The sequence below is a fragment of the uncultured Streptomyces sp. genome, assembly GCF_947488945.1.
Lineage (GTDB): Bacteria > Actinomycetota > Actinomycetes > Streptomycetales > Streptomycetaceae > Streptomyces.
On sequence record NZ_CANLBS010000035.1, the window covers coordinates 31,751 to 45,994 of the forward strand.

At 72.9% G+C, this 14,244-nt stretch carries 14 protein-coding genes; 10 read left to right on the forward strand and 4 right to left on the reverse strand.

What is annotated here, in order from left to right; translation table 11 throughout:
• Positions 1–5 precede the first annotated feature (5 nt).
• Entirely contained in the window at positions 6–1,523 is a 1,518-nt protein-coding gene (locus tag Q0994_RS32280) for a DUF5719 family protein (RefSeq protein ID WP_299541986.1), read from the forward strand.
• Positions 1,524–1,633: 110 nt separating this feature from the next.
• Here the strand turns inward: Q0994_RS32280 and Q0994_RS32285 are convergent, their stop codons facing one another.
• Positions 1,634–2,065, reverse strand: a complete 432-nt coding sequence (locus tag Q0994_RS32285) for a metallopeptidase family protein (protein WP_299541956.1) — start codon at positions 2,063–2,065, stop codon at positions 1,634–1,636.
• Between the two features lie 261 nt (positions 2,066–2,326).
• Between Q0994_RS32285 and Q0994_RS32290 the strand changes: the two genes are divergently transcribed.
• The 4 genes from Q0994_RS32290 (at position 2,327) to Q0994_RS32305 (ending at position 6,055) form a co-directional block, all read left to right on the forward strand.
• On the forward strand, positions 2,327–2,767 hold the full coding sequence (locus Q0994_RS32290) for a DUF3499 domain-containing protein (RefSeq protein WP_299541958.1): 441 nt from the start codon (positions 2,327–2,329) through the stop codon (positions 2,765–2,767).
• A gap of 130 nt (positions 2,768–2,897) precedes the next feature.
• On the forward strand, positions 2,898–4,259 hold the full coding sequence (locus tag Q0994_RS32295; protein ID WP_299541960.1) for a phosphomannomutase/phosphoglucomutase: 1,362 nt from the start codon (positions 2,898–2,900) through the stop codon (positions 4,257–4,259).
• 339 nt (positions 4,260–4,598) lie between these two features.
• Positions 4,599–4,781, forward strand: coding sequence for a Trm112 family protein (locus Q0994_RS32300; protein ID WP_299541962.1), 183 nt, complete (start codon positions 4,599–4,601; stop codon positions 4,779–4,781).
• A 131-nt stretch (positions 4,782–4,912) separates the two neighbouring features.
• Entirely contained in the window at positions 4,913–6,055 is a 1,143-nt protein-coding gene (locus Q0994_RS32305) for an SIS domain-containing protein (RefSeq protein ID WP_299541964.1), read from the forward strand.
• Positions 6,056–6,209: 154 nt separating this feature from the next.
• On the opposite strand, the gene Q0994_RS32310 is transcribed toward Q0994_RS32305, so the two are convergent.
• Positions 6,210–6,395, reverse strand: a complete 186-nt coding sequence (locus Q0994_RS32310) for a hypothetical protein (RefSeq protein WP_299541966.1) — start codon at positions 6,393–6,395, stop codon at positions 6,210–6,212.
• 2 nt (positions 6,396–6,397) lie between these two features.
• On the opposite strand from Q0994_RS32310, the gene manA reads away from it, so the two are divergent.
• The 4 genes from manA (at position 6,398) to Q0994_RS32330 (ending at position 11,487) form a co-directional block, all read left to right on the forward strand.
• Positions 6,398–7,564, forward strand: a complete 1,167-nt coding sequence (manA, locus tag Q0994_RS32315; RefSeq protein WP_299541968.1) for a mannose-6-phosphate isomerase, class I — start codon at positions 6,398–6,400, stop codon at positions 7,562–7,564.
• 89 nt (positions 7,565–7,653) lie between these two features.
• Complete coding sequence (locus Q0994_RS32320; RefSeq protein ID WP_299541970.1) at positions 7,654–8,637, forward strand: cation diffusion facilitator family transporter; 984 nt, start codon at positions 7,654–7,656, stop codon at positions 8,635–8,637.
• A gap of 290 nt (positions 8,638–8,927) precedes the next feature.
• Complete coding sequence (ahcY, locus tag Q0994_RS32325; protein ID WP_299541972.1) at positions 8,928–10,385, forward strand: adenosylhomocysteinase; 1,458 nt, start codon at positions 8,928–8,930, stop codon at positions 10,383–10,385.
• Positions 10,386–10,869: 484 nt separating this feature from the next.
• Positions 10,870–11,487 carry a hypothetical protein gene (locus Q0994_RS32330; protein WP_299541974.1) on the forward strand — a complete coding sequence of 206 codons (618 nt, stop codon included), beginning with the start codon at positions 10,870–10,872 and terminating at the stop codon, positions 11,485–11,487.
• Between the two features lie 175 nt (positions 11,488–11,662).
• On the opposite strand, the gene Q0994_RS32335 is transcribed toward Q0994_RS32330, so the two are convergent.
• Positions 11,663–12,709, reverse strand: a complete 1,047-nt coding sequence (locus tag Q0994_RS32335) for an RDD family protein (protein WP_299541976.1) — start codon at positions 12,707–12,709, stop codon at positions 11,663–11,665.
• Positions 12,710–12,828: 119 nt separating this feature from the next.
• Between Q0994_RS32335 and Q0994_RS32340 the strand changes: the two genes are divergently transcribed.
• Positions 12,829–13,836: a stage II sporulation protein M gene (locus tag Q0994_RS32340; RefSeq protein ID WP_299541978.1), complete on the forward strand. Its 1,008-nt coding sequence runs from the start codon at positions 12,829–12,831 to the stop codon at positions 13,834–13,836.
• A 209-nt stretch (positions 13,837–14,045) separates the two neighbouring features.
• Here Q0994_RS32340 and Q0994_RS32345 read toward each other — a convergent pair.
• Positions 14,046–14,244 (reverse strand): hypothetical protein (locus Q0994_RS32345; protein ID WP_299541980.1); only part of this gene is annotated, 199 nt, incomplete at its 5' end.

Sequence of the window (14,244 nt, forward strand, 5' to 3'; positions counted from 1 at the left end):
AGTCCGTGAAGTCCTTCCCGCTGTCCCTCGTCGCCGGTGTCGTGGCCCTCGCCGCCGTCACCGGGTTCGCCGCGGTCAACGCGCCGGGCGACCCGGCCCCGGCCGCCGCCGGCGCGACCTCCCGGCTACCCGTGGAACGCTCCAGCCTGCTCTGCCCGACCCCCAGCGGTTCGGAGATCGCCGACACCGTCTACACCTCCTTCACCCCTGCGGGGAAGGGCGTGGACGGCGAGGCCGCCGCCGAACTGAAGCCCGCCGCGGTGATTCCGGCCGACGACGCCAAGGCCCCGGACGCCAAGGCGGCCCGGAAGGCCGAGGAGAAGGCGGAGAAGGCCGTCGTCTCCGTCAAGGAGCCGGGCAGGCCGGTCACCGCCGAGGCGTCCGGCGGCGACGCCCCGGCCCTCGTCGGCACCGCCACCGGCAAGCTCGCCCCCGGCTGGACCACCCAGCAGACCACCACCGTCACGGTGGGCGGCAGCCGCGGCCTGCTCGGCGTCGGCTGCACCGCGCCCGACACGGAGTTCTGGTTCCCCGGGGTCAGCACCGCCGCCAAGCGGCAGGACTACATCCACCTCACCAACCCGGACGACACCGCGGCCGTCGCGGACGTGGAACTGTTCGGGCCGGAAGGCGCGCTGGCCACGGACGTCGGAGACGGCATCACCGTTCCGGCCCGCTCCACGGTCCAACTGCTGGTCTCCACCCTCACCCCGGCCGTCGCCGAGCACGCCACCGCCCACGTCACCACCCGCAGCGGCCGCGTCGGGGCAGCCGTCGGGGTCGCCGAGGACGGTGCGGGCACCGACTGGCTGACCGCCTCCGCCGACCCGGCGGCCGAACTCGTGATGCCCGGTATCCCGGCCGACGCCAGCTCCGTCCAGCTCGTCGCGTACGCGCCCGGCGAGGCCGACGCGGACGTCACGGTGCAACTCCTCGGAAAGAACGCGGCGTTCTCGCCCGCGGGCAACGCCACCCTGCACATCAAGTCGGGCATGACCGCGACCGCCGACCTCAAGGACGTCACCCGCGGCGAGCCGGGCTCGCTGCGACTGACCCCGGTGGAGAAGGGCCGGTCCACCCCGGTGGTCGCCGCGCTGCGGGTGACCCGCGGCACCGGGGACGAGCAGGAGATCGCCTACATCCCGGCGACCGGGCCGGTCGGCGAACGCTCCACCGCGGCCGACAACCGGGCCAAGGGCTCGACCCTCTCCCTCACCGCCCCGGGCGCCGCCGCCGAGGTCAAGGTCACCGCGTCGGCGGGCAGCGGCGGCGGCGAGCCGGCCGTCAAGACCTACTCGGTCAAGGCCGGCACCACGCTGGCGGTCACCCCGCAGGCTCCGGCCGGGCTCAAGGGCTCGTACGCGCTCACCGTCGAGACGGAGTCCGGCGGCCCGGTCTACGCGTCCCGCACCCTCGCCCTGCCCAAGGGCGGCGTCCAGATGTTCACGGTCCAGACGCTGCCCGACGACCGCGGCCTGGTCGAGGTGCCGGCGGCCCGTCAGGACCTCTCGGTGCTCGACTGACCGCGCGCGCCGGGCCATGGGCCCCGGCGCGCGCGGAAGGCCGGTCCACGGGCGTGGGCCGGACTTCCGCGCACCCGCGGCCGGATCGGTTCACCCGCAGTCGGATCGGATCAGTCCTGGCCGTAGCGCGGGTCGACCGACTCCGGTGCCAGGCCGAGCAGTTCGGCCACCTGCTCCACCACCACCTCGTGCACCAGCAGCGCCCGCTCGTCGCGGTTCTTGGACCGGATCTCCACCGGCCGCCGGTAGACGACCACCTGGGCCGGGGCCCCCTTGACCGCCGAGACCGCGCGGCCCAGCGGCACCGTGTCCTCCAGCGCGTCCGGCACGTCGAGCACCAGGAAGTCGACCTCGGCGAGCTGCGGCCACCGCCGCTCCAGTCGCTCCACCGAATCCCGCACCAGATCGCGGAACGTCTCCGCCCGGCTGATCGACAGCGGGATCTGGGGCGGGGCCACCGGGCCGCGCATGCCGCGACCGTGACGGTCGCGGCGGTGAGGCCTCGGCTCGGGCGGGAGGGGCGGTGGTACGGAACTGTCCATCACCGACGCAGCGTAACCCCGGAGGCGATGCGGTTCACGGCCCGCCCACGGCAGCGCGTCCTGTCCGCCGTTGAGCGTTCACGCCAAGGTTGAGCCACTTTCCGGCCCAGATCCCACCCCTTCGCGTGCGGGCGAGATGTCGGCTTTCGTCCCGTCGGGTCGCACGACACGGAGCGTGCCCGAACCGCCCCGCAGGGCCCCGTAGCAGGTCGGAACGGTTCCGCCCGGCCCCTTCGGTGCGCCGCACGGATCACGACACGGGTGGGTGAGCCGGGGCGGAGTCGTCGCAGCCCGCTCAAGAGTGCGGTACCGTCCAACGTCGTGAGCCCTGTACGTCGCTGTTCGCGCACCGCGTGCGGCCGCCCTGCCGTCGCGACACTGACGTACGTCTATGCCGATTCGACCGCGGTCCTCGGCCCGCTCGCCACCTATGCCGAGCCCCACTGCTACGACCTCTGTGCCGAGCACAGTGAGCGGCTCACCGCGCCCCGGGGCTGGGAGGTCGTCCGCCTCGCGGACACCTCCGCGCCCGCCGGGCCCAGCGGGGACGACCTCGAAGCGCTCGCCAACGCCGTCCGTGAGGCGGCCCGTCCGGCCGAGCGCGGGCCCGACGACCGCTACCGGTCCGGCCCCCGCACCGCCGACCCCGTGGAAGTCGCCCGCCGCGGCCACCTCCGGGTCCTCAGGTCCCCCGACTCCTGACCCGGCGCCTCCCACGCCCGATCCGGGGGCCGACCCCGGTCGCCGTACGCGGTGCACCGGCTCCCCGGCACCGGGGCGTCACCCGGTCCGGGTAGTTTGGGCGGTCAGCCCAAGCTCAGGAGGACCGTCCGTGGTTGCTGATCTGTCGCAGCTCGTGAAGGCGTACGACGTACGCGGCGTCGTGCCCGACCAGTGGGACGAGCCGATGGCCGAACTCTTCGGCGCCGCCTTCGTCCAGGTCACCGACGCCGACGCGATCGTGGTGGGCCACGACATGCGCCCCTCGTCCCCCGGCCTGACCGGCGCCTTCGCGCGCGGGGCCGCCGCCCGGGGCTGCGACGTCACCCTGATCGGGCTCTGTTCCACGGACCAGCTCTACTACGCCTCCGGCGCCCTCGCGCTGCCCGGCGCGATGTTCACCGCCTCGCACAACCCGGCCCGGTACAACGGCATCAAGCTGTGCCGCGCCGGAGCCGCCCCGGTCGGCCAGGACACCGGACTCGCCGAGATCCGGGCCCTCGTCGAGGACTGGTCCGAGCACGGGGCCCCGGAGCCGTCGGCGACGCGCGGCACCGTCGCGGAGCGCGACGTCCTCGCCGACTACGCGGCCCACCTGCTGGGCCTGGTCGACCTCACGGCGATCCGCCCCCTCAAGGTGGTCGTGGACGCGGGCAACGGGATGGGCGGCCACACCGTGCCGACCGTCTTCGCGGGCCTCCCGCTCGACCTCGTCCCGCTCTACTTCGAGCTGGACGGGACCTTCCCCCACCACGAGGCGAACCCGCTCGACCCGAAGAACCTGGTCGACCTCCAGGCCCGCGTCCTCGCCGAAGGCGCTGATCTCGGACTCGCCTTCGACGGCGACGCCGACCGCTGCTTCGTCGTCGACGAACGGGGCCGGGGCGTCTCCCCGTCGACCATCACCGCGCTCGTCGCCGCCCGAGAACTGGCCCGCAACGGCGGCGGAACGGTCATCCACAACCTGATCACCTCCTGGTCCGTGCCCGAGGTGATCGGGGAGAACGGCGGAACCGCCGTCCGCACCCGCGTCGGACACTCCTTCATCAAGGCGGAGATGGCCCGGCACGGAGCGATCTTCGGCGGCGAGCACTCGGCGCACTACTACTTCCGCGACTTCTGGAATGCCGACACCGGCATGCTCGCCGCCCTGCACGTGCTCGCCGCCCTCGGCGGCCAGCCGCGCCCGCTGTCCGAACTGCTCGCCGAGTACGACCGGTACACCGGCTCCGGCGAGATCAACTCCACCGTCACCGACCAGGCGGCCCGTCTCGACGCGATCCGCGAGGCGTACGGGGCCCGCGACGGGATCACCTTCGACGAGCTGGACGGCCTCACCGTCACCTCGCCCGACTGGTGGTTCAACGTCCGCGCCTCCAACACCGAGCCGCTGCTGCGCCTGAACGTGGAGGCCCGCGACCGCAAGGGCATGGAAGCGGTGCGCGACGAGGTGCTGGCACTGATCCGCGCGTAGCGGGCGGTGATCCCGCGCGGGGGTGCTCGGTGCGGGGGTGACCCGTGCGGGGCGGGGACCGGTGTGCTCCCCCGGGGCGATGGACCGTGCGGCCCGCACCGACCGTTCACGTCCGCGCGTCCCCGGCGCCGCCGCGTGTCCATCGCGCCGTACCGCCGCCGGGCGATCCTTCTCGGTGTCGCCGCCGTGCACCGCGACGCGGTCGGCGGCCGCGTCGCGCGAACGCGGTGTCGCCGGGACCCGGCCCGCCCGCCGGGCCTGATCCCCGGTGGCCCGGCGGTAGGCTGGCGTCGCCCCAACCGCGCGAAGCCGTACCGCATGTTCGAAGGGACCCGCCCCATGCCGCTCGAAGCCGGCCTCCTGGAGATTCTGGCCTGCCCGGCCTGCCACTCTCCCCTCGACGACCGTTCGGCCGACGAGAACCCCGAACTGGTCTGCACCGGGGCCGACTGCGGTCTCGCCTACCCGGTGCGCGACGGCATCCCCGTCCTCCTCGTGGACGAGGCCCGCCGCCCCGCCTGACCGAGGGCGCCGCTCGTACGGTCCCGGCGGATGCGGGCCCGTCGGCATCCCGCCCCAGCCCCAGCCCCGGAACCGTGTGTCGCGTACCGCGCCCGCTCGGTGATCCGCACGGTGAACGGAGGCCCACCGCCATGCTCGACGATTCCCTGCTCGACGCGCCCGACGCCCTGGCCAGGGCGGACCACCGCGGACTGCTCCGGGGCGCGGCGGAGGCCGGGGCCCGGGTCCGCACCGCCGTCCTGCACGCCGACGAGGCGGGCATCGGAGCGCTGAACCCGGAGGGCAGGCCACGCGCCGTCCTCGTGGCCGGCCCGGGCACCGCGGCCGCCGGCGTCGCCGACCTCGTCGGCGCACTCGCCGGGGCCGCCGCCCCCGTCACCCGCATCCGGCCGTCCGGCGTCGCGCCTGCGGGCGGCGCGCTGCGGTGGGCACTGCCCGGCTGGGCCGGCCCGGTCGACCTGCTGCTGCTCGTCACCCCCGACGGCTCCGAACCCGGACTCGCCCAACTCGCCGAGCAGGCGTACCGGCGCGGCTGCACCGTCGTCGCCGTCGCGCCCACCCGCTCTCCGCTGCGCGAGGCGGTCGGCGGGGCCCACGGGCTGCTCGTACCCATGGCCGCCCCGCCGCACGGGGAAACCGCCGAGCCGCCGAGCACCGCCCCCGGCACCTTCTGGGCGCTGCTGACCCCGCTGCTCGCCCTGCTCGACCGGGTCGGCCTGCTGGAGGCGTCCGGAGCGGACCTTCAGAAGGTGGCCGACCGCCTCGACCGCACCGCCGAACGCTGCGGCCCTGCCGTCGCCACGTACAGCAACCCGGCCAAGACGCTCGCCGCCGAACTCGCCGGCAGCCTGCCGCTCGTCTGGTCCGAGGGCGAAGGGGCCGGACCGGTCGGACGCCGGTTCGCCGCGGTGCTGGCCGAACTCTCCGGCCGGGCCGCCCTCGCCGCCCCTCTCCCGGAAGCGCTCACCGGGCACGGAGCGCTGCTGGCCGGGCGGCTCGCCGCGGACACCGGTGCCGACGACTTCTTCCGCGACCGTGTCGACGAGCCGGAGCCGTTGCGCGCGCGGGTGGTCCTGCTGCGCGACCGGCCCGCCGGCGGACTCAGCGCCTACCCGGCGGCCCGCGAACTGGCCCTCGCCCACGACACCCCCCTCAGCGAACTCGCGCCCGAGGAGGGCAGCAGCACGCTCGAAGCCGTCGCCGAACTCCTCGCCCTCACCGACTTCACCGCCGTCTACCTCGCCCTGGCGGCCACCGCCGACAGCGACGACTGAGGCGGAAGTGGCTGAGGCGGAAGGGGCTGAGCGGGGATGGCTGAGGCACTGACAGAAGCGGCGGCGGCAGTGGCGGCGCAGCGGGGCGGCGGCGGGACGGCGGGTCGCCGGACAAGGGCGGCACCCCTCGCAGCGCCCCCGAGCCACTCGCGGCTCACGCTCCTCGCCGCGCCCGCGCCACTCCGGCCGCCGCCATGAGAACCACCAGCACGGCAGCACCCGTCGCACCCCCGGTACCTGCACCCACCAGCAGCAGGACTGCCGACACCACCAGTACCACCTGCACCATCCGCATCGGGCGCCGCAGGCCCGCGAAGCCCCGCACCACCGAGGACGACATCCATGGACCGGCTCTCCACCACCGTGCGCCCCTACGCCTGGGGCTCCACCACGGCCATCCCCGCCCTGCTCGGCGTCGCGCCCACCGGCGAGCCCCAGGCCGAGATATGGATGGGCGCGCACCCCGGAGCCCCCTCCCGTCTGACCCGCGGCAACGGCCCCGAACGCACCCTGGACGAGGTCATCGAGGCCGATCCCGCCCGCGAGCTGGGCTCCTCCTCCCTCGCCAGGTTCGGGCCCCGGCTGCCCTTCCTGCTGAAGGTCCTCGCGGCCGGCGCGCCCCTCTCGCTCCAGGTCCATCCCGACCTGGAACAGGCCCGCGCGGGGTATGCCGAGGAGGAGCGCCGCGGCATCCCGGTCGACGCCCCGCACCGCACGTACAAGGACGCCAACCACAAACCCGAACTGATCTGCGCGCTCACCCCGTTCGAGGGACTGTGCGGCTTCCGCCGGCCCACCGAGGCGGCCGACGCCCTGGCCGAACTGGACGTCGACTCCCTCAAGCCGTACGTGGACCTGCTGCGGGCACATCCGGAGGAAGCCGCCCTGCGGGAGGTCCTCACCGCGATCCTCACCGCGGACCCGGCCGACATGGCGGCCACGGTCGGCGAGGCCGCCGCCGCGGCCGAGCGCCTGGGCGGAGCCCACGCCCCGTACGCCAGGATCGCCCACCACTACCCCGGTGACCCCGGTGTCCTCGCGGCCATGCTGCTGAACCACGTGGTCCTCCAGCCCGGCGAGGCCCTGTACCTCGGCGCGGGCGTCCCGCACGCCTATCTCGACGGACTCGGCGTCGAGATCATGGCCAACTCCGACAACGTCCTGCGCTGCGGCCTCACGCCCAAGCACATCGACGTCCCCGAACTCCTGCGCATCGTGCGTTTCGAGGCCACCGACCCGGCCGTCCTGCGCCCCGAGGCGTCCCCGACCGGCGAAGAGCTGTACGAGGTGCCGATCGACGAGTTCAGGCTGTCCCGCCACACCCTGGCGGCCGGTGGCTCCGACGTCGAACTGACGTCGCCCAGCCCGCAGATCCTGCTCTGCACCGCAGGTGCGCCTCGGGCGGGAGACTTGGATCTCGCCCCCGGGGTATCGGTGTTCGTACCGGCCGGAGAGTCCGTCCGGGTATCCGGTCCGGGGACAGTCTTCCGAGCAGGCGTGACGGTCTGACACCACGTCCGCGGTACGGCTGCACTAATGTGCCGCCGTACCGCGGCCCGCCCGGAGCCGCAGAACCGAGGAAGGGACACCAGGCACCCATGAGCGCGTCAGGCGGAACCAAAGCGATCGTGGCGGCACTCGCCGCCAACCTCGCCATTGCCGTGGCCAAATTCGTGGCGTTCCTCTTCAGCGGTTCGTCGTCGATGCTCGCGGAGAGCGTCCACTCGCTCGCGGACTCCGGGAACCAGGGGCTGCTGCTCCTGGGCGGGAAGAAGGCGAAGCGCGAAGCCACCCCCGAGCACCCCTTCGGCTACGGCCGCGAGCGGTACATCTACGCCTTCCTCGTCTCCATCGTGCTGTTCTCGGTCGGTGGCATGTTCGCGATCTACGAGGGCTACGAGAAGATCAAGCACCCGCACCCCATCGAAGCCTGGTACTGGCCGGTCGGCGTGCTGGTCTTCGCGATCATCGCGGAGAGCTTCTCGTTCCGGACCGCGATCACCGAGTCCAACCAGACCCGCGGCACGCTCTCCTGGACCGACTTCATCCGTCGCGCCAAGGCTCCCGAGCTGCCCGTGGTGCTGCTGGAGGACTTCGGCGCCCTCGTCGGCCTGGTGCTCGCGCTCGGCGGCGTGGGCCTCGCCCTCGGCACCGGCAACGGCGTCTGGGACGGCGTCGGCACCCTCTGCATCGGCGTCCTTCTGATCGTCATCGCCATCGTCCTCGCCGCGGAGACGAAGTCGCTGCTGCTCGGCGAGGCCGCCGGCACCGAGCAGGTCGAGAAGATCAAGGCCGCCGTGGTCGACGGCGACACCGTCACCGGCATCATCCACATGCGCACCCTGCACCTCGGCCCGGAGGAACTCCTGGTCGCGGCCAAGATCGCGGTCCAGCACGACGACACCGCGACCGAGGTCGCCAACGCCATCAACGCGGCGGAGACCCGGATCCGTGAGGCGGTGCCGATCGCCCGGGTCATCTACCTGGAGCCCGACATCTACAACGCCGCCGCGGCGGCCGCGGGGACCAACCCGGGCAAGAACCCCGGAGGCGGAACCCCGACGGAGGGTGTTGGCCACTGAACCGAAGGGTTCCGGCCACTGACCCGGTGCGGATCGGCCCCGATCCGCACCGGACCCCCGCGATGAGCGTCCTGGTCCCCGGTGGGCCGGGACGCTCACTGCCGTTCGGTGTAGATTCGTACGCGTACCAGACGTCGCTGCTGATGGCGGTCGGTCGGGCCGCAGGTGCGGACCGGCCGAGGGAGAGAGGGCCTCCGACGGACTGCACTGCGAACGCTCCGGGCATTCGTGTGCCCGCCGCCGCAGAGCCAGCCAGCCCACCCTCGACCCATCACGAGGAGCAGCCCGTTATGACGACGGCCGCAAACCGCCAGGACTTCAAGGTCGCCGATCTCTCCCTCGCCGCCTTCGGGCGCAAGGAGATCACCCTCGCCGAGCACGAGATGCCCGGCCTGATGTCGATCCGCAAGGAGTACGCCGCCGCCCAGCCGCTGGCCGGCGCCCGGATCACCGGCTCGCTGCACATGACCGTGCAGACCGCCGTGCTCATCGAGACCCTGGTCGCCCTGGGCGCCGAGGTCCGCTGGGCCTCCTGCAACATCTTCTCCACCCAGGACCACGCCGCCGCGGCCATCGCCGTCGGCCCCGAGGGCACGCCGGAGGCGCCCGCCGGCGTGCCGGTCTTCGCCTGGAAGGGCGAGACGCTGGAGGAGTACTGGTGGTGCACGGAGCAGGCGCTGACCTGGCCGAACACCCCCACCGGCGGCCCGAACATGATCCTGGACGACGGCGGCGACGCCACCCTCCTGGTGCACAAGGGCGTCGAGTTCGAGAAGGCCGGAGCGGCCCCGGACCCGGCGACGGCCGACAGCGAGGAGTACGCGCACATCCTCACGCTGCTCAACCGGACCCTCGGCGAGGCCCCGCAGAAGTGGACGCAGCTCGCGTCCGAGATCCGCGGCGTCACCGAGGAGACCACGACCGGCGTGCACCGTCTCTACGAGATGCACCGCGACGGCACCCTCCTGTTCCCGGCGATCAACGTCAACGACGCGGTCACCAAGTCGAAGTTCGACAACAAGTACGGCTGCCGCCACTCGCTCATCGACGGCATCAACCGCGCCACGGACGTCCTGATCGGCGGCAAGACCGCCGTCGTCTGCGGTTACGGCGACGTGGGCAAGGGCTGCGCCGAGTCCCTCCGCGGCCAGGGCGCCCGCGTGATCATCACCGAGATCGACCCGATCTGCGCCCTCCAGGCGGCCATGGACGGCTACCAGGTCGCCACCCTCGACGATGTCGTGGAGCAGGCGGACATCTTCGTCACCACGACGGGCAACAAGGACATCATCATGGCCGCGGACATGGCCAAGATGAAGCACCAGGCGATCGTCGGCAACATCGGGCACTTCGACAACGAGATCGACATGGCCGGCCTCGCCAAGATCGACGGCATCGTCAAGGACGAGGTCAAGCCGCAGGTCCACACCTGGAAGTTCCCCGACGGCAAGGTCCTCATCGTGCTCTCCGAGGGCCGCCTGCTGAACCTGGGCAACGCCACCGGCCATCCCTCGTTCGTGATGTCCAACTCGTTCGCGGACCAGACCCTGGCCCAGATCGAGCTGTTCACCAAGCCGGAGGAGTACCCGACCGACGTCTACGTGCTGCCCAAGCACCTCGACGAGAAGGTCGCCCGCCTGCACCTCGACGCGCTCGGCGTGAAGCTCACCAAGCTGCGCCCCGAGCAGGCCGCCTACATCGGCGTCGACGTCGACGGCCCGTTCAAGCCCGACCACTACCGCTACTGATCCCAGCCGCCGCCGGAACCGGACGGTTCGCCGGGCGTCCCCTGCGCGCACCCTCGTGCGCGGGGGGCGTCCGGCACCGCGGTCCACTCCGGGGCCGGTTGCGTGCCAGGCGTCGGGCCGGGCGTTGCGCCGTTGTCCGCTCCACGTCGGGCCGGTGCCAGGTGTCACGGTCGGCTTCACGGGTCCGTGAGGCCGACCGCGTGGGCGTGCCGCCCGCACCGGATGTGCGGGCCGCACGCCCGGTGCGGGGCCAGCCCGGTCGGCTCAGCTGGGCCGGAACTGCGCCCGCCCCGTCCCGGGCCGGACCCGTGCCGGGTGCCCCGGCCGTCGGCCGACGGCCCGGATCCCCGCTCACCGGTCGAGCTCAGCAGCAGATACGTGTGCAGGCCCCCGCACCCCCGTGGCGGGGGCCTGCCCCGTATCGCGGGCGCACTGCCCGAGTCCCGTATCGCCGGCGTACTGCCCGAGGAACCCGAAGGACCCCATGCCCCGCGGCCGTTATTCGCTCCACGATCCGCACGATCACACCCCCCTCGGCGAAGAACACTTCCACTGCGCCCCCGGCCCTTCCGGCTGGCGCTACGTCTCCCGCACGACCACCCCCTCCGGTGATCAACTCGGCACCGTCGACCTGGCGCTCGACGACCTCGGCCGCACCGTGCGCCTCGAACTCCACGCCGGCGCCTGGCAGGTCCGGGCCGCCGCCGTCGAGGGCGTCACCTGGGTCCGGACCGATCCGACCGGCCAACACGCCACAGAGGGCAATGTGCGCGCCCACGCCTTCTCCGGCATGTCTCCCGCCTTCCTCGTCGGCGTCACCCGGCTGCTCCGGCTGACCCCCGATTCCCCCGAGACCCGCGTCCGTCTGGTCACCTTCACGGACCCGGTCCTCGCGCCCCTGACGGTGGATCAGTCCTGGGCGCTGACGAACAGTGAAGCGCACGCCACTGACAACGGCCCTCTGATCGTGGACGAATACCAGGTCAGCGCCCTGGACACCGGCGAACGGCACACCGTCCACCTGGCCGGTGACGTGGTGCTCGCGGCCCCTGGCATCGAGCTGGAAGACCTCGAATCGCCCCCTTCGCCCCGGCCGTCCTGAGCGACGACGGGACGGAGGAAGGCGGAGCAGCTCCGTCGGATCCGGCAGCGCCACGACGGCCCCGGGCGGGCTGGGGCGGTGTTCGTGCGGGATGGTGCGCATGCGGAGGCGTGCAGGCAGGCAGATACCCGGGCGCGCACGCGTCAGGTGTACAGGGCGCCGGGCGAGGGGCCGGTCAGGCCGGGGGCGCGAAGCCGGTCCGCGGAGGGGGCGTCGCCGTCTCGCGGGGCGCGGTGAGATGCGGGTCCGCGGACAGCCGGGGCCCGGAAGCCTCGACATCGGCGTGACCGACTCCGGGGCCGGTGCCCTCGGCGGACTCCGGCGGCGCTCCGTCACGGCCGGACGCTCCCCGCGGCGGCGGTGCCGCGATCCCGCCCACGGTTCCGGTCCCCGGCTGTCCCGCGCCGGCCGGCCACACCGACGGTCCCTCCACAGCGGCCGGCCAGGGCGGCTGCCCCGTCCGCGCGGGCCCGGAGGCACGGATCCGCCCGATGTCACGTGTCTGCCGCTCCTGCACGACGGCCGCCAGGTAGGCCCCCGCGGGCACGCCGGGCGGGACCGGAACCCCGGTCCGCGCCGCCAGATCACGGGCCAGCCGGTCCGCCATCGGCCCCGCCACGCCGGGATCGAGCTGCCGCATCCGGGTCAGGTACTGCCGCACGGCCAGCCAGAGGGCGTCCGGGACGGCCGACAGGTCGAGCTGCGTGAAGCGACCGAGGAGCCACGGCGGCGGGGGAGGGACCTCCAGGGAGCGGCCGGCCGCCGTCACCCGCTCCCGTACGACGAGCGTGCCGGCGAACACGTCGCCCAACCGCCGACCGCGGGCCGAGACCAGGGAGGCGACGCATGCCACGACACCGACCGTCATCAGGATCTCGACCAGGCCCATCGCCCCGCGCACCAGGGCGTGGCGGAAGCGGATCGGGCCTCCGTCGTCACGCACCACCCGCAGCCCGCAGGCCGCCTTGCCCGGCGACCGGCCGTGGCTCAGCGTCTCCACCGCCACCGGGACGCCCACCGGCACGAGCAGGAAGAGCGCGACGGCCACGGCGGCCGACGCGGCCTCGTCCAGGTCTGCCGAGGCGATCGCCACGACGATCGCCGACACCACGAACACCACCCCGACCAGGAGGGCGTCGATCGCGAACGCCAGTGCCCGGCTGGGGAGTCGTGCGGGCCGCAGTCCCAACACCACCGCGTCGCCCGTCACAAGACCACTCATCGTCGCCCACCCTTCGTCGGCCTTCCCGCACCCCGGCCGCACCAGTCTGTCAAGCTGACCGGCAGCGCGCCGCAGTTGTAGGGACCCGTACGCCCCCAGGCCTGGAGCAGCAGCCGACCATGGACCTCGATGTCTTCGTGACCGCCCACCGCGCCGAGTGGGACCGCCTGGAACACCTGCTGAAGCGGGGGCGCAAGCTGACGGGCGAGGAAGCGGACGAGCTCGTCGCTCTCTACCAGCGCGCGGCCACCCATCTCTCCCTCCTGCAGTCCGCCGCGCCGGACCCGCGCGTCACCGGCCGGCTCACGTCGCTCGTGGCGCGTGCCCGGTCCGTCGTGACCGGTGCGCGGAAGGCGACCTGGCGGGATGCGACCCGCTTCCTGACCGAAGGATTCCCTGCCGCCGTCTACCGGTCGCGCCACTGGTGGATACCGACGGCCGTGCTCTGCACCCTGATGGCCGCCCTCATCGGTTGGTGGACGGGCGCCCACCCGGAGGTCCAGGCATCGCTCGGCGCCCCCGACGATCTGCGGCGGATGACGATGCCGGGCGGCGAGTACGAGACGTACTACTCCAGCCACCCGGCGGGCTCGTTCGCCGCCCAGGTCTGGACGAACAACGCCAGGGCCGCGGCGCTCTGCCTGGTGCTGGGCGCCTTTCTGGGGCTGCCCGTCCTCTGGATCCTCTTCGTGAACGTGGTCAACCTGGGGGTGGGCATCGGGCTGATGTCCTCGGCGGGCCGGCTGGACGTGTTCCTGGGACTCGTCCTTCCCCACGGCCTCCTCGAACTGACGGCGGTCTTCGTCGCCGCGGGCACCGGGTTGCGGCTCGGGTGGACGGTCGTGGACCCGGGACCGCGCACGAGGCGGGCCGCGCTGGCGGAACAGGGACGCGCCGCCATCGGCATGGCGGTCGGTCTCGCCCTGGTCCTGTTCGTCTCCGGAATCATCGAAGGGTTCGTCACCCCGTCCGGTCTCTCCACCTGGTCCAGGATCACCGTCGGCGTCGTCGCCGAGCTGACCTTCCTCGCTTACGTCTACGTGCTCGGAGGCCGTGCCTCGCGGGCAGGTGCCAGCGGTGACATCGGTAGGGACGAACGGAGCGCCGAACTGCCCTCGGCAGCTTGAGGGCAGGATGTGCGCGGTGCGTCGCCGACCTGCTACTCTCCTCAACGCCCACGAAAACCGTTGACACGGCGGACGTGGGGAGGTAGATTTTACGGGTTGCGTCGGACTGGACATGTTCGGGTTCGAGCAGCTAACTTTCATCTCGCCCTTGCCGGGAACGATGTTCCTGCGGGGCCACCCCGACTTCTCTCCTGAGCATTCCGACCGGTTCATTTGGTCTCAATAGCTCTGATAAAGTCGGTCCCGCCGAAAGGCAAAAGGCCTGGTCCACGGGTCGCTGGATTCGCATACGAGCCGGAAACGGCACGCAAACGGTCTGGTAAAGTGGATGTCGCCGGAAAGGGAAACGCGAAAGCGGAGAACTGGAAAGCGGAAAGTGCTTGACCCGCTTCGGCCGGGAATCGGACA

Coding starts and splice junctions, on each gene's coding strand:
- Q0994_RS32285 (WP_299541956.1), bottom strand. CDS start 2,065: ATGGACAGTTCCGTACCACCGCCCCTCCCGCCCGAGCCGAGGCCTCAC.
- Q0994_RS32300 (WP_299541962.1), top strand. CDS start 4,599: ATGCCGCTCGAAGCCGGCCTCCTGGAGATTCTGGCCTGCCCGGCCTGC.
- Q0994_RS32305 (WP_299541964.1), top strand. CDS start 4,913: ATGCTCGACGATTCCCTGCTCGACGCGCCCGACGCCCTGGCCAGGGCG.
- Q0994_RS32310 (WP_299541966.1), bottom strand. CDS start 6,395: ATGTCGTCCTCGGTGGTGCGGGGCTTCGCGGGCCTGCGGCGCCCGATG.
- manA (WP_299541968.1), top strand. CDS start 6,398: ATGGACCGGCTCTCCACCACCGTGCGCCCCTACGCCTGGGGCTCCACC.
- Q0994_RS32320 (WP_299541970.1), top strand. CDS start 7,654: ATGAGCGCGTCAGGCGGAACCAAAGCGATCGTGGCGGCACTCGCCGCC.
- ahcY (WP_299541972.1), top strand. CDS start 8,928: ATGACGACGGCCGCAAACCGCCAGGACTTCAAGGTCGCCGATCTCTCC.
- Q0994_RS32330 (WP_299541974.1), top strand. CDS start 10,870: ATGCCCCGCGGCCGTTATTCGCTCCACGATCCGCACGATCACACCCCC.
- Q0994_RS32335 (WP_299541976.1), bottom strand. CDS start 12,709: ATGAGTGGTCTTGTGACGGGCGACGCGGTGGTGTTGGGACTGCGGCCC.
- Q0994_RS32340 (WP_299541978.1), top strand. CDS start 12,829: ATGGACCTCGATGTCTTCGTGACCGCCCACCGCGCCGAGTGGGACCGC.